Annotated in this window: 15 protein-coding genes; all 15 read left to right on the top strand. The window is 53.1% G+C overall.

Annotated elements, in window-relative coordinates; genetic code table 11:
- The 15 genes from SE18_RS27340 (at position 1) to SE18_RS25495 (ending at position 19401) form a co-directional block, all read left to right on the top strand.
- A complete protein-coding gene (locus SE18_RS27340) occupies positions 1–3138 on the top strand; it encodes a hypothetical protein (protein WP_152976765.1) in 3138 nt (1045 codons plus the stop codon).
- A 7-nt stretch (positions 3139–3145) separates the two neighbouring features.
- Positions 3146–3508, top strand: coding sequence for a hypothetical protein (locus SE18_RS27335; protein ID WP_152976764.1), 363 nt, complete (start codon positions 3146–3148; stop codon positions 3506–3508).
- 95 nt (positions 3509–3603) lie between these two features.
- Positions 3604–4173 (top strand): TadE/TadG family type IV pilus assembly protein, encoded by a 570-nt coding sequence (locus SE18_RS25555; RefSeq protein ID WP_054537319.1) that lies wholly within the window; start codon positions 3604–3606, stop codon positions 4171–4173.
- Positions 4170–4697 carry a hypothetical protein gene (locus SE18_RS25550; protein ID WP_054537318.1) on the top strand — a complete coding sequence of 176 codons (528 nt, stop codon included), beginning with the start codon at positions 4170–4172 and terminating at the stop codon, positions 4695–4697. The genes SE18_RS25555 and SE18_RS25550 overlap by 4 nt, the downstream gene beginning before the upstream one ends.
- Before the next feature lie 212 nt (positions 4698–4909).
- Positions 4910–5818 carry an SAF domain-containing protein gene (locus tag SE18_RS25545; RefSeq protein WP_054537317.1) on the top strand — a complete coding sequence of 303 codons (909 nt, stop codon included), beginning with the start codon at positions 4910–4912 and terminating at the stop codon, positions 5816–5818.
- A 32-nt stretch (positions 5819–5850) separates the two neighbouring features.
- Complete coding sequence (locus SE18_RS25540; protein ID WP_054537316.1) at positions 5851–7008, top strand: ATPase, T2SS/T4P/T4SS family; 1158 nt, start codon at positions 5851–5853, stop codon at positions 7006–7008.
- A gap of 3 nt (positions 7009–7011) precedes the next feature.
- Complete coding sequence (locus SE18_RS25535) at positions 7012–8313, top strand: ParA family protein (protein WP_054537315.1); 1302 nt, start codon at positions 7012–7014, stop codon at positions 8311–8313.
- Positions 8310–10421 (top strand): ATPase, T2SS/T4P/T4SS family, encoded by a 2112-nt coding sequence (locus SE18_RS25530; protein WP_054537314.1) that lies wholly within the window; start codon positions 8310–8312, stop codon positions 10419–10421. The genes SE18_RS25535 and SE18_RS25530 overlap by 4 nt, the downstream gene beginning before the upstream one ends.
- A complete protein-coding gene (locus SE18_RS25525) occupies positions 10415–11341 on the top strand; it encodes a hypothetical protein (RefSeq protein WP_054537313.1) in 927 nt (308 codons plus the stop codon). Before SE18_RS25530 ends, SE18_RS25525 begins: the two co-directional genes overlap by 7 nt.
- A 9-nt stretch (positions 11342–11350) precedes the next feature.
- Entirely contained in the window at positions 11351–12175 is an 825-nt protein-coding gene (locus SE18_RS25520) for a hypothetical protein (protein ID WP_054537312.1), read from the top strand.
- Positions 12176–12397 (top strand): hypothetical protein, encoded by a 222-nt coding sequence (locus SE18_RS25515; protein ID WP_054537311.1) that lies wholly within the window; start codon positions 12176–12178, stop codon positions 12395–12397.
- Between the two features lie 129 nt (positions 12398–12526).
- Positions 12527–13726: a C40 family peptidase gene (locus SE18_RS25510; protein WP_054537310.1), complete on the top strand. Its 1200-nt coding sequence runs from the start codon at positions 12527–12529 to the stop codon at positions 13724–13726.
- 10 nt (positions 13727–13736) lie between these two features.
- Entirely contained in the window at positions 13737–14465 is a 729-nt protein-coding gene (locus SE18_RS25505; protein ID WP_054537309.1) for a hypothetical protein, read from the top strand.
- The gene (locus SE18_RS25500) at positions 14465–16057 is read left to right on the top strand and encodes a hypothetical protein (RefSeq protein ID WP_054537308.1); all 1593 of its coding nucleotides are present in this window, start codon (positions 14465–14467) and stop codon (positions 16055–16057) included. Before SE18_RS25505 ends, SE18_RS25500 begins: the two co-directional genes overlap by 1 nt.
- A complete protein-coding gene (locus tag SE18_RS25495; protein WP_054537307.1) occupies positions 16054–19401 on the top strand; it encodes a hypothetical protein in 3348 nt (1115 codons plus the stop codon). Before SE18_RS25500 ends, SE18_RS25495 begins: the two co-directional genes overlap by 4 nt.
- The last annotated feature ends 198 nt before the right edge of the window (positions 19402–19599 follow it).

Raw genomic sequence — 19599 nt, 5'->3', positions numbered from 1 at the left:
ATGCGTCACTTTACATTACCCCATATGGTTGCAGGGGTTGTGGCTTTTCTAGCAGCACTATTCATTACGTTTGGATATACTGAATCAGTGGCAGCATCCTCGTGCAATGAGGCATTGAATCCTGGTGGTTGGTCGAGGACTACCATTTGGGTTGAAGGTCAAAATTGGACTGCGAGCACACTATCAAATAACAGTTATCGAGCTGAAGTACATGAAACCAACCGTGGTGGTGCTCCATGTACTGGCAGTGATGGTATTCGCTGGTGGGGCTCATGGCGTAGACCTCCGATTGGTGTTGGCCGTTCATCATCAATTCAGGACCCTGGCTATGGTGACAATCGGGTTGATCGTGAACAATGGCCTTCAAGTATCGTCGGGATTTCTATTCCTACTCCACCGCAAGGCCTGTACGCAGCTGGGGAATGGTATCCCAGTTATGATCCTAATGGCAACGGGTATGAGGATGTGTTCCGTCATGACGATGTGCATGTCTGGAATGTTCCACCGCAACCTACGCCAACACCTACTCCGATCCCGACTGCAACGCCGCAGCCCGGAGTATTGGCCATCAGCGTGATTGCCTGTGGCAATCCATTCCAAACACGCATTCAACTCGCAGATAACTCGCAAGGTTTCGATGGTGTCTCTTCTGCATCATTTTCCGTCAATCATGGGCAGACGGTAACAGTTTTGGCGGCAGGCTATGGTGACTATCAGACAACCACTGCGTTGGGTCGCGCAGGCCAGTCTATTACCATTAACATGAATCGCCTATCAAATGCTGGCCTCTGTGGTGTCAATCCATCACCTACTCCAGCTTTAACACCCACCATCCCACCTCCATCATGCCCTGGGGCACCCGCAATACCAAATGTTTCATTATCAGGTAATTTAGATACACAGAGTCCGGGCCGACTTGTACCAGTTGGCACAAATACCTTTTCATGGGGGGCCGTACGCTCACGGTATGGACAGGGAATGTTTCTTAAGGTGCGTGAATCTCAAGTACCATTTGATCAACTCAGTGCTACGCAGATTACTGCTCTGCCAATACTCTATGCGTATGATCAGCCCGCTGATCGCTATCAATATGCAATCAACTGGAATCCATCAACAAGTTGGACAAATGATGGGCCTCCAGGAGCCCCCTACTATGGTGATTTGGCTGGTATTTATCCATTTACGCATGCTGGACAAGGAGTCATCCTCAATAATGCATTTCGTCATGCTATCCGTAACAGTGGTGCAAATCATATCGAGGATGGTTACTATATCGTAACTGATGGAGTCCCACCTCCATCATTCTCAAATCACTGGCGTAATTTTTGGGAACTGAAGCCAAGTGGTCCAAATCCTGAGCTAAGCGTGCCAACCATTGCTGGCCGTTACTATCGGGTTGAGATTTTTGGTCAATCAACTGGTTGTGGACAATGGCAAAACGGTTTGGTTCAGTTTGCCTACTTTCGAACTACTGACCCATCTATCACAATTTCTCTTCGACGAGCAACAATGGCTGGCGCAGATGCTGGACCAATCGCTAACCAGTCTATAACGTGGCATAACCCTACATTCGGCACGAATACAATACTTCGGTCTGATTCTAATGGCAACGCTGTTCTCGCATGGCCAACGACGATGCCAGTTGCTCCCAATAATTATATCAATCTGCGCCCTGATCTCGCTGAGACAGATTTCGTCTGGAAAATTGAGGGCAGTTGTACAACCCAGCCTGGTGTTCTGACTGCGCTCGATGCTGGCGCAGCAGGCCCTGCGGGTGCACTACGAAACCTAACTGCTGGTGGATGCAGTGCCATTTTCTACTATATCCAAATCCCCACGATTGATGCCCGGGTACAGAAGCGCAATGTTGACGGCATATGGCAGGTCTTTAGTGGCGGCACCCTCTCACTCCTAGGTTCGCAAGGCGGCACAATCGCTCAGGTGACACCTGGTATGGGGGCAACCACATTCTCCTTGACAGGAAACCAGTTGCGTCCTCGCGTGGGCCAGCTTGGCTGGACGCTCATGTATAGCCCTCCCCCGCCCCCTGCTTACCTTATGTATGAGCAGATCGACCCAACGCCTGGAACGAATAGTGTGGTGGACAGTGATACAAATGCGCTCCGGTTCACACCAGGCAACTCTGTCGGCAATGTATTCAATTTAGTTGAAACAGCAAACCCCATATTTGCAACAATTCGTGGTCATGTCGAACTCAAAAAGATTGATGGAACAACTGTCCGAGGCCCCTTTGGAAGTGTTTCCTTGCGTAACACAGGGGGTAGTCGTGTTACCTATAACATCCCGGTTAGTGCAGAAGGATCATTTGAAGCGCGTGTTCCAATGGCAACGCCACCAATAACTACCAATATTACTCTTTCATTTAATCGCATGGCGGATCTGAATGCCTATGTTGATGAGGTTGTCGGTACGGGGACTTGGGGATCAACCAATGTGTCTTGGTCTGGAAATAGAGGAACACTGCAAATTGATGTTCCATCCACGGGAGGTACAGCATTGGGTTATATCTTCCGACTGCGTGAGCTACCTCCTCCCCCACCAGTGCCCATTCCCAATGGAACAATGCGGCCACGATACCATGGCTATCTTGATCCAGCGAAGGGTGTTACCTTGGCAGACAGTCCAACGATGTCGTGGCCGCACGCCGAAACCGGCGATTTCATGCCCTATGTTGAACTCCAACCACTTGGAGATCCACCGCCCGGCTATCGCTATGAACAGGAGGTTGTGGCTTGGAGCTATAACGGTTCAATGGGTATTGAGGCGCGAAAAGCTGATGGCCTTGGTCGGACTGGCTGTCGGCCAGGGGCTGATGCGCCGCCAGCAGGCATCGATACATCCTTACTGCGTGGCTGTGTGTTTCGCTATAGAGATAACCCTAGTGCGGCACAGATGGGCGCTCAGGCACGTTTACACTGGAGTGTACCCAATGCTCCCAACGTTGCGCCAAATGTGTACGCCTACCGCCTATCTCAAATTCGGGCCGTCGATATGAAGGTCAGCGCACTCGTTGAAACCCGTGTGGTGTTTACTGCCACAGGGCAAACGTGGAAGCAATACACGGTCATGGACGGAACCTTTGTTATCAACATGCTCGCTGTAGTCACCACCAAGTGAGGCCCGCGTGGAAGTAGAAATCTATATTGACGAACACGAACGCCGCTATCAGGTCATCCTAGGTGCCGACAAAGTAAGTCTTTGTCGTCATCACAATGTAATCCCATCGGCTTGTTCCGTTGGTATACCGGTGGAAGTTAATACGTTTCCTATCCCGATCTTCTTCACCCTCAATGCCTGCGGTACTGGTGAATTCACTCCCCGTGAGATTCCCACAGACCTCACAGCGTTTACTCTGGCATGGTCTGCACTTGGAGTTGAGGTAGAAGAACAACTGACTAATTCTCGGAAGAAATGTGCTGGACGGGGGCGAGTGTACGTTCTTGGTGGCATCGCCAAACAGCATGGAGAAAGAAGTTATCGATACTAATCGCCAGAGCAACAGATAAGGAGCGGGATAGCAGCATGTCTATTCCACCAACGGAATTGTATGGAGACACCTCTAGTCACTATAAGGAGTCCACGATGCACATGTCCCAAATTCTTCAGAGGCTCAGAGTAATGGGGCTTGGTCGTAGCCAACGAAAAGTCCACGGCCAAGCGCTTGTAGAATTTAGTCTGATTCTTGCACCCTTGATGATGATTGTGCTGGCTGTGCTAGCTTTCTGGCCAGTCTTTACCGCGCGTGATGCGGTCGCCTTTGCTGCGGCCTCCGGTGCCCATGAAGCGGCAATCTCGGGGGGTGATACTGATCGTGTGGAAGACAGCGTGGATGCCATGTTGTCTACTGCTGCCTTTGATCTTGATACTCGCCAAGTGTCGGTACAATGTAGTGGTGGCTGTGCACGCTACCAGCCGGTGACCGTCCGTGTAAGTGTGCAGATCAAGCCTTGGATTCAACTCCCGTTTATGCCACAGTATTTCACGGTATCGTCCCAGTATTCCCGCGCCTCCGAGGTTGACGGCGGTCCTGGTCGCTCCATAGGAACACCACTTCAGGCGGACAACCCATCGACGGATATTCCTGTATGGGATGTTCCAGGCTCCAGCACACATATTCCAGGAAGCGCAAATCAAGAGAGTATTGATCAATGAAACGATTGACGCTTCAGCAGTTCCAGCAACTGCGAAAAAAAGTACTTCCACGACGTGCACAAGGCGGGGTTCTGGCCGTTGGGGCCGCCTTCATGATGGTTATCATGCTCATTGGTGGCCTAGGCTGGTTTTATGCGCAACGCGTCAGCCAGATCCAACGCGCCGAATCAGCAATTCGTGAGTCAACACGTACCGCAGCGCAGATGTGGAGCTATACATCCTTTGGATCAGAGGCTGCGTTCCGTGACTCTGCGGAGGTGGAAGCTCGTGCTACCCAAATGCTCGCGCTCAATCTGGCGAGTGTTCCTGGCCTCGTTGGGAATCCCCTTGATATTGCGCGGGGTGCGACGTGGATAGTTCTTCCACGTGGTGGGGAATGTAATGGTCAAATGCTTTCCTCTGCAGCATTATGTGGTCGGGTTGAGGTTCCCATTCAATCAATTTCTCTCGGATTTGGCGATAGTACTGCAACGATTACTGTTGAAGCAGCCAGTCGTCTCGATGTGGTGACTGGCTCACCGTAGAAATCCATCGGATGTTCATCGGATCTTTGGTGCTATTTGGGTTACGCTCGATGTTCAATCTGCTATGCTAAATCACAGTCGATAACCAAAACCCGGAGCGGGGTCAAGCGCTCAGAAAGCTGTCTTTGGACGGGCTTGTGTTCTCCGCTCATCGTGAGCAGAGTGTGCAAGCCCGTTTTTGTTGGTTTGAAATGGGTATCAAGGAGTTGTTCATGTCGTTTACACCACAAAAAGCCATCCGCCGTTCGCCACTCCCAATCCTCTTGACGATCCTCGGGATTCTGGCTGTTGCATTCGGGATCTACACCAACGTAATGAATCAGCGCACGGAGTTAGTTGCTATTTGGTCGCGGGATGTGCCCGCCGGAGTCCAGATTACCCTAGAAGATCTTGGAACAATTGCGGTTCCGATTAACCGGGTTCCACAGCTGGACGGCGTGAGTAATCCTGAAATCCTCGTGGGCACCTGGTCAACGCGGAATGTTGGCAAGGATGAACTGGCAACAATGGCTCAGGTATCCATGGTACCACCTACACGGCCAATGTACCCAAATGGCAAGGCACTACCACAGGGGATGGTGCCATTACCATTCTCTACCACTACCGTTGGTCCGCTGACCGATCGCGATTATCTGAACATTGGTTTTACTGATCCCACCGGTGACCAAGATCGATGCCGCGAAGTCGGCGGTACACCGACGAATGGTGATGTCACTGAAGTGCTGACTGAGGGTAGCATTCCTGAGGGCGCATCTGTGCTTCCTGCCAGTGCATCAAATGTCAGCGCTAATGGCGAACCTATCCCCTATACCTGCATGTTGATGACCAAGCTGGAAGTCCTGTACGTGGACGGAACCAAAGGCGCTGCCTTCCTAGCTGGCACGCTCTATCAGAGTCAAGCATTGTGGACGGTCAGCGCAATCCCTGGTGTCAGCCTGTTCGGACAACGCTACAGCGGTGATTCGGAGATGGCTCCGGTCATTGGCCGCATGGAACCCCAGGATCTCAATGCCTTCGGTCTGAGCGGTGCCTACAGCGAGACAAACAAGCTGTTGCCTGGCGTTCGCACCACGCTTCCCGGCGCGCCCGACACGTTGGATACCACTGGCAAGACGAAGTAAATCGCTGTTGCGGCGATAAGGAGAACGATCTCGTGAAACATACCGCGCTCCTCGCTACATTAGGCGCGCTCGTCGCGAATGAGGCGATTGATTGGGGCATCCCTGTTCGAGAAGCTTTGCTCAAGGCAGGGATGAAAGATATTCCGACTGCCGAGGAATGGAAGCACATCCCCTGGTGGGGGCCGATTGATAATGTGGTTCGGGATTCGCTCGTCCACGATATTTGCCTGAACGGTCCAGGTCGCGATATCGTTGTCGATCGATCGGGGATTCGATCTATTCTCCCCCTTGCACTCCACCGGGATTGGATCATTTGGCTCCAGAACAAACTACTCGTCAACCGCATGGGACCAAAAGAGGATCCGACAACGTGGGGCAATTTGTCCCATGAAAAACGACTTGGTGTTGCCCGTGGCGGCACCGGCCTACGGCGGCTACGCTATACAGCGACACGGGAAGGCCTCACGCCTGACGGACCCAGCCTTACCCTGCGCATTCTGCCCGATGAGTTCGCTAGTCTCGATGATCTTGTCGCTGCGCACGTGCTTCCAAAGGATGTTGCGGAGATCCTCCGTCGAGCAATTCTCACCAAGCACGTCAATATCATCATTTCTGGCGGAACCGGGTCAGGCAAGACCACACTGGCCGCTGCGCTCAAGCGTGAGATGGGTGAAATGCGGTGTGTGGTAGTTCAGGACATCCCAGAGCTGCCTACCGGCGATCCGTTCAACGATGTCGGGTTCGTGTTAGAGGATGGCGATGAGTTCGCCTTCCTGGAGGCCGTTCGCTTGGCGCTCCGACTGAATATCGAACGCGTGATTCTCGGCGAAGGTCGTGGTGCTGAACTCTGGGCCATGATTCAAGCCGCCTCAACCGGCCATCCTATTCTGACAACCCTCCATGCCACAAACGGCATTGAAGTGTTTTTACGGATGGAGAGCTACGCAGCTGCGGCCCGGCATACTACACCAGCAATCGTACGAGCCAACCTGTCCGCGCTTGATGTCATTGTTGTGCATATGGACTCCGATACGACGAAGCAGCGGCGGGTAACCCAAGTTGTCGAATTACGGCGTGGCAGCTCGTCCACGCCTGGCGACCCCTACGAATGTGCCATTGTCCGCGAGTTCCGGAACGGCCGGTTAACCATGATCGAACCCATTCGTAGCGAATGGGCGAAGGAGCGATAGTCGATGAAAATCTCATTCGCAATGCGCGAAGCAGGGTCGATTGGGACCCTCATCGCATCTCGGTATCAGAGTGTGACCCAATATAGCAGCGAAGCGTATGATACTCCCATCTCGCTGCTCGAAACTAATGATCGCTTGCTTGATGCGGTTGTGCTCGATGATCGCGTGGGTTCACCGGCTGAACTGCTACGCCTAGTTGATCTGGGACTCACCGCCCGAAAACGAGTGCTGGTAATGATCACTGGGCCAGCGCAACGCGATATGCAGGCCCTCCAAGATCGTGGTGCGCTTATCTCGCCAGCGTTGGATGATAATGCCCTCATCAGCTGGGTTGCGGAAAACCTCGGCCTAGTCGCGACAATGACATCTACCACCAAGGTACTGGGTTTTGGCAGCGGCAAGGGTGGCGCATCGAAAACCACCATGGCTTGTTTGACCGCCGAGGCCTTTGCCTATCGTGGGGGCAAGATCCTCATGATCGAAAACGATTTGAGCAATGCCTCCCTGCGGAGGCAGTTTAATTTTGGGCGGGAGGCTCTTCCCTTCACGGATCTCGCCTCCCGCGACGATACACGTGGCTGGACGACCGAGTCAGTGAGGAGCTTTATCCGTTCAAAGCAGATTGTGATCAACGGCGAACAGGTGAGCATTGACTTTCTTCTGGGTCCATCTACAGCCGCCAACCTGCACGATCTGAAACCCCACCAGTGGGATGCCTTGTACCAGATCGCGATTCAGCTTGGCTATGATGTGGTGATCTATGACTGCTCACCCGAGTTGGCCCGCCGGCCCTACCCGTTGAAGATCCTAGAGTTTGGCGGCTCAGTTGTTATTCCCTGTCCACTAGGCATTCTGGAACGAGAGGGGGCGCGGAACCTCATGGATATGGTTCGGGAATACCAGCTCCCCCTTGACCGATGTTCCCTACTCTATGTAGAACCTGAAAAAGGGTCTGTATGGGGTGATCAGATGCCCCTGATCCAGAAGATGGCAACGCAGCAGTTCCCCCAGGTTCATCAACTGTCAATGATTCCCCGAGATGCCCGAGCGATCTCGCAAGCCGCAAAACGTCAGGTTGAGACAGGCCAGTACTGGTCTCCATTGGCGGTTGCGCCGAACAGCAAACTGGCACAGGCAGTCTGGGCCTATAGCGACGAACTGGCCAAGGCCGTAGACATCGACCTGCCTCGTACTGCTCCGAAACGCTCCTGGTGGCAGCGGTCAGTATTCAACCGCAATAAGCTGGTGCCTGCTACCATCGTCGCTGACGGAGTGATGGTTCCCGAGCCGGAGGTTGCAGGATGACGCAACCACACGCACGCTCCTATGGCGACAACGAAGCTATTGATGAACTCACCTACTTTGGGAGCCGTCGAGCTGCTCCTCCGGTCACACACACGCAGCAGAACCGTGAAGAGCAGCCCGTCCACGTGTCCCCAGATACATGGGCCAAGATTTTGACGGCTGCTGAGGATGTTTTGCGGGATAAAGACCTGTTTAATCCCCGCCTCCGTGATCCACTGCTCCAGGACATCAGCGAGCGTCGGCGCGAGGTAGTACAAGTACTGACCAATGCCATCCGCAGCGCACTACGCCTGCGTGAGTCCAATCCCGGAGCGCAGGGTACGCGGGTGGCGCTCGCTGATGTTCCCTCGACTGATGAGGGCACCCTGCTCCGGCTGTACAACGACACGATTGGGTGGGGTAGCATTCAGCAATATCTAGATCTCCCCGATACTACCGAAGTGAAATTTGTTGGTGACAAGGTGCAGATCTACACGGCAGGTGAGGCCCCAGCCATTGTTCCGAATCCACTTTCAATGGCGCAGTTGGAGCGTCGCGCCCGACTGTTGGCAGAGGATGCTGGCGAACCCCTGAATAGCCAGGAATGCCAACGCAGTCTCTCCCTCCCTGGTGGCACGCGTGCCAGCATCACTGTTGCACCACTGACGAATAAGCCTCTGCTCATCTTTCGCCGTGGACGAACCGTGCCATGGACGCTTCAGACACTGATCGAGAAGGGGTCGTTGGATGAGGATACTGCTGATCTCATTCGCTATTTCTTGCGTGCCCGAATGTGTATTCTGGTATCTGGATCAACTGGTTCGGGTAAAACCGCCTTTCTTGAGACACTGCTGCAAGAGATCGAAGGCCACATAGTCACTATCGAAGATGGCGCACAGGAAATTAAATTGCTGGACAAAAAACTGTGGACTCCTATGACGGTGGATGCCGTCAAAGACAGTAGCGCCTTGGTGAACGCCGCCATCAATGCCCTTCGCCAAACGCCTGATGCCATTGGATTTGGCGAAACCCGATCCAAGGAAGCTGGGGCTATTCTCCAGATGGGAATGACGGACCACATGACGATCACCACCATTCACGCGCCCGATCCTCGATCAACCCTACGCCGCTTTGCCAGTTGTGCGGCCACGGCTGGTGCTGTAGCCTACGAGAACCGCTTTGATGATGCTTTGCGCGACGCCATCGGGTCATTTAGCCTAGTAGTCCGGGTGGAATACTTTGGCGAATTGGGCCGACGGCTGGTAACCCAGATCCAGTTAGCCTCTGGCGTGCATCGGGATGCCACGGGTGGCTTAGAGGCGACGATGATTCCTCTCGTTGACGTCGAGGTAGACCGCGACTCGCATCAGATTAACTGGAAGCATCATGCTAGACTCGATGCTGACGGCCATACGCTTGTCTTTCACGATGGGGCCACGCTGCCGGAGCACCTAGCAATCCGCATCAAGAATGGTCTGGCACGTGCTTGGAGCGCTGGTCACACGGGACAAACATCACACACACGAATGGAAGATGCCGTGCGCCGCGGCTTCGCCGCCTTGGATAATGGACAGGCAACCCAAGCACTAGCTGAGGCGCAGGTTGCATGGGGCATCAAGCGCGATCAGGCGCGCATTTTACCGCTCGTGCGTGATGCGCTGGTGCATCTTGCCCGTCCAGCCAGTCAATATCACAAGCAAGCCATTGCCCTCTATCGGGCGATAATGAAGGAGGTCAAAAAACGGTGTTGGGAAGATGCACATATGAGACTCAACGAGGTTCTCCGTGATCCTGCGCTAGTTGCCTATCCCCCTGCTGATCAGAGCTGGGATGCCGTCAGACGGACCATCGATGTCGGCATGGCCCAATGTCGGTCACTCGATATGATGATCCAACGGATCGATGCACGGATCTCCTTTGGTGCAGCTCGAGAAACCCTCACTGAGCTGCTGCAGCTGCCAATTGACCTTCTGGATGCGCCGCGCATGCGTACACGTCTGGGAGGACATCTGAAGTTGATGGAGGCGCTGCTCGCGCTAGGACAAACCGATGCTGCAGCGGTCGATGCCGTGCGAGCACAATATGCGGCAGCTGAACGTGCTGCCCTGGAGGATGAAAGCGAATGTTGACAACAGTATTTGCCAGCATGGTCCCGGTTTGGTTGATCAATGGATTGATGCTGCTCGTGGCAGGGGTGTTTCATGCACCCCTGACCCACCTTATTGAAACTGCTCGTATTCATCGGGTGCGCAAGTTCTATGGGCGGGTGTCTGGTCTGGAGAGTATGATCGTACCACTTCCCACGCTCTCGGGGTTCCAGCTCATCATGGCTGCTCTTGTTAGTGGTAGCTTATCGAGTCTGATAATAGCGCAAATAGCTGGGTCGGTTTGGTCTAGTGTACTGGCCATCCCCATCACGATTGGGATAGCGTGGATCATTCTGAATGTAATGGAATTCCGGCAAACACGACGGATGTCCGAGCAAGTCGTCGATGCAGCCACCCAAGTGGGTTCGTTAATGAATAGTGGAGTAACACTGCTCAATGCGATCAAACAAGTTGGTGAAGGTATCCACGAGCCACTTGCGACACCATGGCAATGGATGACAAATACAGCTGGAACAGCAGTTTATGATCCTGAAACCGGTGAGAGACGTTTTACAACCCTTGGTTCGACAGCGATGACTGTTGGAGGGCAGACTACCTGCAAGGATCTGATTCGCTTTCTGGAACATATTGAGGGTTCAGAGGATCTACCGCAGGCATCGGCCCGTGACCGAATGTTAGCTGCGAGCATCGCACTCCAAGAGACCCGCCTCCGTGAGAAGGGTGTGCGATCGAAACTTGCCCATGCCCGCGTATCTTCATTCGCGGTAGTTGGTGTTGGGCTTGGGATTGCCACATTCTTGCGCTTCACGATGACTGAGCGTTGGGATGCGGCATTCAGTGGCCCATTTGCGTTACCAGCTATCTTGTTTTTTTGCCTCGTGTATATCGCCCCGATTGGTGCAGCGATTAAGTTGAGCCAAGTGCCGAATGTTGATTTCTAGGAGCATATCATGATTGGAACGTTGTTAATGGTTAGTGGTGGGGCCATAGTTACATCCGTAGGTTGCTATCACTTAGAAGTTGTGCGGCAGAAAACATTCTCAGTTGTATCTCCGCAACGCCTCCCTTGGCGGATGTCGCGACATGCCTTTGGTCTGGTAATCGGCAGCTTTTTGGCGATGCTTGTTGCGAGTATGATCCCAGCGCTGGGCATTGCAGGGAGCGCACGACTGATGATGTTTGTAGGAGCTGGGGCAGTATTTCTGGCGTTCGGATTTGTAATCCCGCGAGCACCACAAGTACGGGAAGAGAAACGACGCAAAGCGATTCGCCTTGCGTTACCTGCTGCATTGACCCAATGGAGGATTGGCTTGCAGTCCGCAGGTCCGAAAACCACGCTCTTGACCGTAATGCAGAACTATATTGCGGTTCCGCGCAAAGAACGTGCTGAGCTCCAGGCCTTGATTCTTGCAGCGTTTGCCGCGATGGATGCGGGAGAAACGCGCACGGTTGTTGATCAGAAGAGCGGCCTTCCTACCGAGGAACGCCTCTTATTTGCAGAGGCGCTACTGCAGGAAGCACGCAAATCAGGGAGTGCCGAAGCTATTAACGTCATGACGATACTTGCCAATGCGGATCGCAATGGCGGCATTAAGACGGCGCTACCGGCGCTAGAGCGGGCCAGTGATCAACTGGCCAAGATCATCGGCCATGAGATGGACGAGATGATCACCAAACGTGGCCTTAAGATGATCGGCGCTGCGGCGCCGGCAGTTATGGGGTCTGTCATCCTGATCCTGTTCATCATCAGCGCTGGTGCGACGGCGGGATTCTAGATGAGTCTTACAAATCTCTTTGCCCAAACCTCTGTGGCCCCGACCGCCACAATTCAAGCATTTCTGCCTGCTGCTCCATCGGCCCTGATTGCCGATGCGCCTACTATTCCGCCAGCAACGTTGTTGCCAGCAGCATCTTCTCCAGATCGCCAAGCAGCCTACCAGATTATCGATCGTCTGATGAACTTCTGTGGTATAGAGGAGACGAGGGATCTGCCATAAACGTGACAGATCCCGATAACCGAAACCCGGAGCAGGGTCAAGCGCTCAGAAAGCTGTCAGTTGACGGGCTTGTGTTCTCCGCTCACTAAGAGAGGAGAGTTCAAGCCTATTTTGTTTGAAGGATCGAATATGCCTATATACCCAGGAAAACACCTGATCCCACGTATTATTTTAGCAATCGGCATCCTTATCTTGCTGGGCTGTGGTGGCCTGGGTGCGATGTCCCTAGGCACTATCCGGCCAGATCCGGTTATAGTGGAAGGCAAGTCGCTCTGGCAATGCCCAACTCCCGTTCCTATCGAGCAAACAACAATTGCACTCAATCCTCTAGGAACAACAACCATCATCACCGACACATTCCCCACCGCAACGCCCTACTATCGCTCTGACTATTTTTTTCTTGGTCAGGATATCTACGCAGGGCCACTGCGGCTGACGATCTGGAGTATTGAGGATGCTGGACCTGCCCCAACCGCCAACGGTGGGATTATCCGCGTTGTTGATGCGGAGATTGCATCCACCATCCCTATGCTGCTTGATTTGTCGGCACAGTTGGTCATTCGCGAAGTACGCTCAGCCGATGGCTCAGGGCCACGTGGATTCTGGCGCTCGGATAGCACCATACAAGCCGTCTATGGTGTCCTCCCTACCCAAATTCAGCCTGGACTGCCTTGGCGAGGAAAGGTGGCGATTCGTACCCCCGCAGGCATGCCCACCCTCCTTTACTTCTATCGTACCCCAGCAGATGCACAGTCATCGCAGGCCGTCAGTGATGGTGTCGCCGTTATCAATATCACAGGCGATCCATTTTGTACGGAGAATATTGTCCGACAACCAGGTGGGATAGGAGGTCTCCCGCCGATGGGGACACCCGAAACCATCAATGGAACACCCATTGGGGTGCCGCCTGGTCAGAATGCGCTCGTCGCATTTGCCACGGCCCATATCGGCTATCCCTATGTTTGGGGAGCGAAAGGCCCGAATGCATTTGACTGTTCGGGGCTCTTGTTCGCAGCCTATCAATCTATTGGGATTTCTATCCCAGCAGGAACACGAGGTGGCCCAGCACCTGGTCAGGGATATTATGGTGCTGCGATTAGTGTGTCAGAGCTGCGCCCTGGTGATGCGGTATTTTTTGCGACTGTTCCCGGTGACCAACCAACGCACGTGGCCATGTATGTGGGTGACCTGAATGGGGATGGGAAGGGTGATCTCATTGAAGCAGCTTCCCCAACGCTGGGAGTCATTTTTACTTCAAATTGGCTCGAGCGGCCATTCTATCGGAATGCATATTGGGGCGCTCGCAGAATGCCCGGCTTTCCATACTAGGAGAGGAACTATGCGTCGTATTGGATGGTTCTTTTTGATAATTCTTGCTATGGTAATGCGGTTATCTAGTGCCTCCATGGTGGCGGCTCAGGAGGCTGCGACGGTCACTGTCGAGGTTCAGATGAGTGACGATGCCACACCGCTTCGTGGGGCTACCATATCGCTTATACAGGGGGCAATCACCCTAGAGGGAACAACGGATGCCAACGGTGAAACGGTATTTGCCGTTGCAGCTCAGGGCTATACACTCCTTGTGGAAGGCCGAACGCCCGATGGATTTCCGCTCCAGCTTGATGCCTTCTACGCGGCGCGGGGTGGTATGCCCGTATTTGCTACTGCTGGGGTATCAACTGTTACCCTGATAGTGGATGACGTCGGCATCGTGATGGTCGCTGCGCCGGCAGTTGAGATCCGGGAGACCGGCAGTCAGCGCGCAGTCCCGCTTACTGAACCTCCTATGGCCCCAATTCCACCGCTCAACCAGGCCGATTTATCTGGAGTGAGTTCCTTGCCAACCTTGGTCTATCTGACGGCAACAGCTGCCCCTGTTCGAACGGTAACACCACGTGCAATCCAGCCAGTTGCGGCTCAACCGAGTGCCAATATGAGCAATCCACTAATTAGGTGGATCTTGATTTTACTTGGTATTGGTGTTGGCGCTGGATATTGGTTCGTCGTCCGACCACAACGGCTGCGTACCACATCCAGGCACCGGCCACATACCAGTGAGGTGAAATAATGCGTGTTTTTGCTACTCAGCATCAGCGCTCTGGTGGGTCGATGACCCATCCTCGAAAGACGCTTTTTCGATCAGGTGTGTTCTTTCTCAATCTCAGCTATAGCCGGCAGCTTCTGTCTTCGCTATCACCATGGCTTCGTACAGCAGCACAAATTGTCCTCATGCGTATGTGGACGATCCTCGTCGCGCTCCTATGGATTCGACTCTGGTTTTCGGTTACCCGTGCACTTATCGGTGGAATGCTGATTGTGCTGCTTGTTGGATGTGGTGCTGCTGGAATCCCTTCACCAACGATCCCTATAAATCCTGTACAAATCGTGCCGACACACGCAAGCAATTCCAGTGCTGGACGCTGGCTCACCGATGGAACCCGTCGGCTAAGCGCAGAGGCAGGGGCTATTCGGGGCATGGTGGGGGCGCTCGACGAACGGATGCATCCGCACTTTGTCTATCAAACGTCCATCGAGTGGATGGATGAAAAAGATGAAGGTGGTGTCATTGTAACAGGCACCACACCCGCTGGTGATCGCTACGAGCGGCGCCTGTGGACAGCAAAGAAAGGCTATGCGACCAATGGAATTGGTGTGCGCAGTGATCGTATTATCGTTACCGCTGGAACAACGCCGCCAGAAATGAGATCGGGACTTGTACTTCTGATCTGGCAAAGCAGGGACGGTGGAAAAACTTGGGGTGATCCTATCCAGAGTCCTTTTAGTTCCAATGCCTACCAAGCTGATGTTTCTTGGACTCCGGACGGCCGTGCGGTTTTGGTTGCCAGTATTAACCATGGCAATGAATTGATGCAGACACAGATAGCCGTCGAGCAACCGAGTGGTCAATGGCAGATCCTTTCCCCTTTTCCATCGGTGCGTGGTGGAAATTATCACACGGTTTGGATGCGTGATACAACGGACTTAGAACAAGAATCACTCCCAGCGCTGGTTGTCGTGGCCAGCAGGGATGGTGGATTTATGGTAGGACGATCGACCGAAGGAACACATTGGGACATCATAACTGTTACCAGCGTGACAGCCTATACTCCCCGCCTGATTGCAGCTGATGGAACCTTATTCATCACCCACCACACATATGGACAAGCAGGTCTCTGGATTGGACGTTCGGACGATGGTGGGATGAGTTGGACGGTTACTAGCGCCTTCACTGGGATTCTTGATTCACCAACGAACGGAATATCGGTCGAAAATGCCCATCTGCTGTGGGATTCGCATACCCAACATCTATTTATGGTGGTCGTGCGATTTGACCGTGCCGCACGGGTGCGTCGCATCGTCGTTCTCAGCGCTGCTCGTGATCAGGTGTTGGCAGGAGATGAGGCATGGACACCAGATATCGTAGAACATCCATGGATGCCAATTACCCTAAGCGCAACCCATACCGATCAAATACGTCCATTTATCGTTCAGCGCGGAGCTATTGCCCTTGCTGGGTGGGAAGGATGGTATTTCCCTCGCGATCGACACAATGCTACTGATGCCGATTTTCGCTCGTCGAGTGAGCCATCCTATGCAGTTATTCGTGTAGCAAACCTGACCGAAGCATGGATGGCCGAGCAGAATCGAGGGACACGATGAACAACGATCAGTTGCTTGATGCTCAGATGAAGCGGTTGTTACTGGATGTGCTGCAATTCATCGGCGTTGATAATTTATGGATGATCTCACGTATGATGCTGATGGGTTCAGGTTTGATAGAGTGGATCTCTAGCGGTATTGCCACGTTTGCTCAAGATTTTTGGCTACCTGGAATACTGAAATTCATTTCAACACAGCTCTATGTTCAGGTCACCATTATTGCATTCTTTTTTCTTATCCTAGGCTTATTTGCCAACGGTGTTGGTGCCCGTGTTCAGTGGGTTCGTCCTGGTGGATTTTTGCGCTGGATGGCCATCCTCTATATTTTGGTGGTTGCAGGTGGCCCGGTGTTTGGATTACTTGATGAGGCACGGCGGAAGGCTCCAGGGTTTATTCTCTCGGCGGTTCCTCTACCACAGATCCCTGTGAGTGCTATGACAATAAGAGCCGATGGAGCAGTGTATCGTCCGCTCGACGAGAGTGATGCCTTCCATGCTGCACAGGCTCGAATTGTCGCACCACTTCGCGATCGCAATAGTGACGGATCGTATGATGTGACGGATATTGCCATGGCGACATGGCATGCAACGGCTGCGGATGTCTATAATGGTTCGGAAGCATTCAGCATTGAGACAGCAAATGGTCCTGTCTCGATTGAGGGGCTGCCGCCAGCGTTTCGCTCGTTGTTCTTCGGTGGAGGTGATGGCAGCCTTCCATGGTATCAGAGCGATTTCTCCACTGACCCCAATGGAGCGCAAAAACGGGCCGAGGCACTAACCCTCGGTCGAGTTGGTACGTATCAGGCATTCGTTGGCTTCATCGCATCAGCGAGCGCCTTTATGGTAGCCCTCATCGGATTCCTCTTTACGTTGGGCACGCTTGCCCTCTATGTCATGTTTGCGTGTTTTGCCCCGCTTGGCCTCTTTGGAACCAATGGAATTTTTGTAGGTGGCATCTTCAAGGGATGGGTCTGGCTCTGTGCCTGGAGTATTGGTGTGACCGTCGCCTCTCGTATGCTGACAGTCCTCTTATTTGGTGTTCCCGAGGCACTTGGGATTGCAACAAAATATCCGCTGTCGCTGGTATTCTGCCTCTTCTATCTCTATCTTCATGTGAGGCTGTATAAACTTAGCTGGTATCGCATTCGATCCACGGTTGTGCCCCTATCAAAAATGGCTGTGCGTGGTGGTAGGGCTGAGTTAGAGGATATTCCAGCAGAGAAAGACATCGAAGACCGACAGAAAGCCATGGGTTTTGATGACATCGATCTTGCTGGGGGCGCACAAATTGGCATGAAGGTTGCTACCACGCATCCAGTTATGGCTGGTAATTCCGCACTCTCAGGAGCCCTCCATGGGGCTAGCTCAGGCTTTGGTCTCTACAACTTAGTCAGTGCCGATATGGAGGCTGCACAGAAAGCGAGAGCAACGCACGATACGACTGCAGTTGTTAAGAGACAGGCCTTCACCAGTGCTGTTGAGACAGGTCAAACGGTATACGGTCGACTGTCCTTTGACTCATCGACGGCAAAACCAGGCCCACAAGATCCCGCAAGGATTGTTACTGGGGGAACAGCGGAGGCTGGTAACCTCGTACAACAAGGATTTGCTGTTCGTCAGCACGATTCTACCCACCTCCAGATCTGGCGACCATTGCAAGGCACAAAAGGTTGGGGTGCTGGACATATGATGCCAGATGCACCTGAGCAGGCTCGGCCACTGTCTATAGCGCAACGTGGAGCATTAATCGCTGGTCACGCAGTAGGCCTCACCGAGGCTGGAATGATTGGTCTTGCGCATGAGCATGGTATTGCGCCTGAGGCACAGCATATTGGTGAACTCACTCCCGTTCAAGCTGGCCAGGTTCGGCAGTTGGTACAAGGCATGACTGCGAGCAATGCGCGTCTGGTTAATGAGATGACGGCATTGGTTGATATTCCTGGTCTTTCAACTCAGACAGAATCTCCTCCAAGCCTTGTTACTGATGACATTGTTCCCGCAGCAATGAGTCCTGGTATGGCGCTGCGACAGTCGGTAACGCTTGAGGGGACTATTGATAGTGCGCGACTGTACCCTATTATAGGTGCGCAAGCTGAGCAGATTGCCGCGATGGGAGAACGCTATGGTATCCAGCCTGTGACGCGGGCGGTTGATGCTGCGCACCAAGCCTATGCAGCGATTGCAGCAAATGGCACACTCTATTCACAAACGGCCTACAATGTTGCGCAGGGGCGCATTCCAGCGAGCGTGAGCCAAGCGATTATGACTGCCAGCCCTGAACTGGCAGTAAACACCCCCCAAGCTGCTGTTGATCGGCATATTGTATCCCAGGTCGCCCTCGCCGCACGTGCTCCACTGACAATAGACACCATAGCCGATTCAGTTGGAACAACAATCACTGCAGGAGGAGATCTCCAAACGCTCTCGACGGTGAGCGGTGTTGATGCTCGCCAATTCCGAAACCAGGCTACTCATGTTGGGCAGTACCTAGACTGGGCCAAGTCGCATGACATTCCACCAACTGATGCTGCGCAGATGGTCCGTGATCGAGTCCAGCACGGTTCGGTGGCTGAGACGACTGCCAAATCTCTTGCTCCCACTATTCGTGCACAGGGTGTTGCTATTCTTAAGGACTTTCCATCTGCTGATCAATGGACAATCCCACTTATGGATAGTGCTGGCCCCTCGTTCGATAATGAAAACCTTAATATTACATCATCAACTGTGCGCAACGAAAGTGATGCAGATCGAGAATCACTTTCTCCTACATCAGATTTCCACTTGGAACCAGACTCTTCTGTTTCTGCAGAACAGGAGAGCAACGTAACTGACCTTACAGCATCGTTAATGCTGGAGCAGGAGGAAAACATAGATTGGGTTGGAAATCTCACTGAACGTATCAATGCGCCGATTGACCGCGCCATGGCAGCGGTTGACACCCAGGCAGGTGCGGTTATGGCACAGGTTGATCATGGCGTTGATCAGGTTGGTGTTGTCTTTGAAACAGCAGTCGCTGATGGAGCGGATGGAGCAGGCGTTGTGTTCAACAACACCTCGATACATGTCGATGAAGGTATCGATCATGTTAATGATGCGTTTGATGCAATCAGCAATGTCAAGCGGCCTCCTGTTCGACGTGAGGTTACCCGGCCGCAGCAGCGTGTCGAACGCCGGCGTGAAGATGATATGATTCGAGTACCACATCAGGTTACGGTGACCCCCCAGATGGAGCGGACCGTTGAGCGACGCCAAAGGCAGTCGGTTCCAAAAGATCCTCAGCCATCAGGACATGGATCTTCCCCGAGTAAGCAGCGGCCACCAAAAAAACGAACGCAGGAATCATAGGCAATTAAGGAAGTAAATCCATCGGATGTTCATCGGATCTTTGATGCTATTTGGGTTACGCTCGATATTCAATCTGCTATGCTAACCATAGTCAGTAATCGAAACCCGGAGCGGGGTCAAGCGCTCAGAAAGCTGTCTTTGGACGGGCTTGTGTTCTCCGCTCATCGTGAGCAGAGTGTGCAAGCCCGTTTTTGTTGA

Origin of the sequence: Herpetosiphon geysericola (assembly GCF_001306135.1) — a bacterium.
Taxonomy (GTDB): domain Bacteria; phylum Chloroflexota; class Chloroflexia; order Chloroflexales; family Herpetosiphonaceae; genus Herpetosiphon; species Herpetosiphon geysericola.
Note: the sequence above shows the minus strand (reverse complement) of the source record. Positions and strands in the feature narration are given on the sequence as shown.

What these genes read in the sequence shown, in the direction of transcription:
- SE18_RS27340 (WP_152976765.1), top strand. Translation starts at nt 1, where the DNA reads ATGCGTCACTTTACATTACCCCATATGGTTGCAGGGGTTGTGGCTTTT.
- SE18_RS25555 (WP_054537319.1), top strand. Translation starts at nt 3,604, where the DNA reads ATGCACATGTCCCAAATTCTTCAGAGGCTCAGAGTAATGGGGCTTGGT.
- SE18_RS25550 (WP_054537318.1), top strand. Translation starts at nt 4,170, where the DNA reads ATGAAACGATTGACGCTTCAGCAGTTCCAGCAACTGCGAAAAAAAGTA.
- SE18_RS25545 (WP_054537317.1), top strand. Translation starts at nt 4,910, where the DNA reads ATGTCGTTTACACCACAAAAAGCCATCCGCCGTTCGCCACTCCCAATC.
- SE18_RS25535 (WP_054537315.1), top strand. Translation starts at nt 7,012, where the DNA reads ATGAAAATCTCATTCGCAATGCGCGAAGCAGGGTCGATTGGGACCCTC.
- SE18_RS25530 (WP_054537314.1), top strand. Translation starts at nt 8,310, where the DNA reads ATGACGCAACCACACGCACGCTCCTATGGCGACAACGAAGCTATTGAT.
- SE18_RS25525 (WP_054537313.1), top strand. Translation starts at nt 10,415, where the DNA reads ATGTTGACAACAGTATTTGCCAGCATGGTCCCGGTTTGGTTGATCAAT.
- SE18_RS25520 (WP_054537312.1), top strand. Translation starts at nt 11,351, where the DNA reads ATGATTGGAACGTTGTTAATGGTTAGTGGTGGGGCCATAGTTACATCC.
- SE18_RS25515 (WP_054537311.1), top strand. Translation starts at nt 12,176, where the DNA reads ATGAGTCTTACAAATCTCTTTGCCCAAACCTCTGTGGCCCCGACCGCC.
- SE18_RS25510 (WP_054537310.1), top strand. Translation starts at nt 12,527, where the DNA reads ATGCCTATATACCCAGGAAAACACCTGATCCCACGTATTATTTTAGCA.
- SE18_RS25505 (WP_054537309.1), top strand. Translation starts at nt 13,737, where the DNA reads ATGCGTCGTATTGGATGGTTCTTTTTGATAATTCTTGCTATGGTAATG.
- SE18_RS25500 (WP_054537308.1), top strand. Translation starts at nt 14,465, where the DNA reads ATGCGTGTTTTTGCTACTCAGCATCAGCGCTCTGGTGGGTCGATGACC.
- SE18_RS25495 (WP_054537307.1), top strand. Translation starts at nt 16,054, where the DNA reads ATGAACAACGATCAGTTGCTTGATGCTCAGATGAAGCGGTTGTTACTG.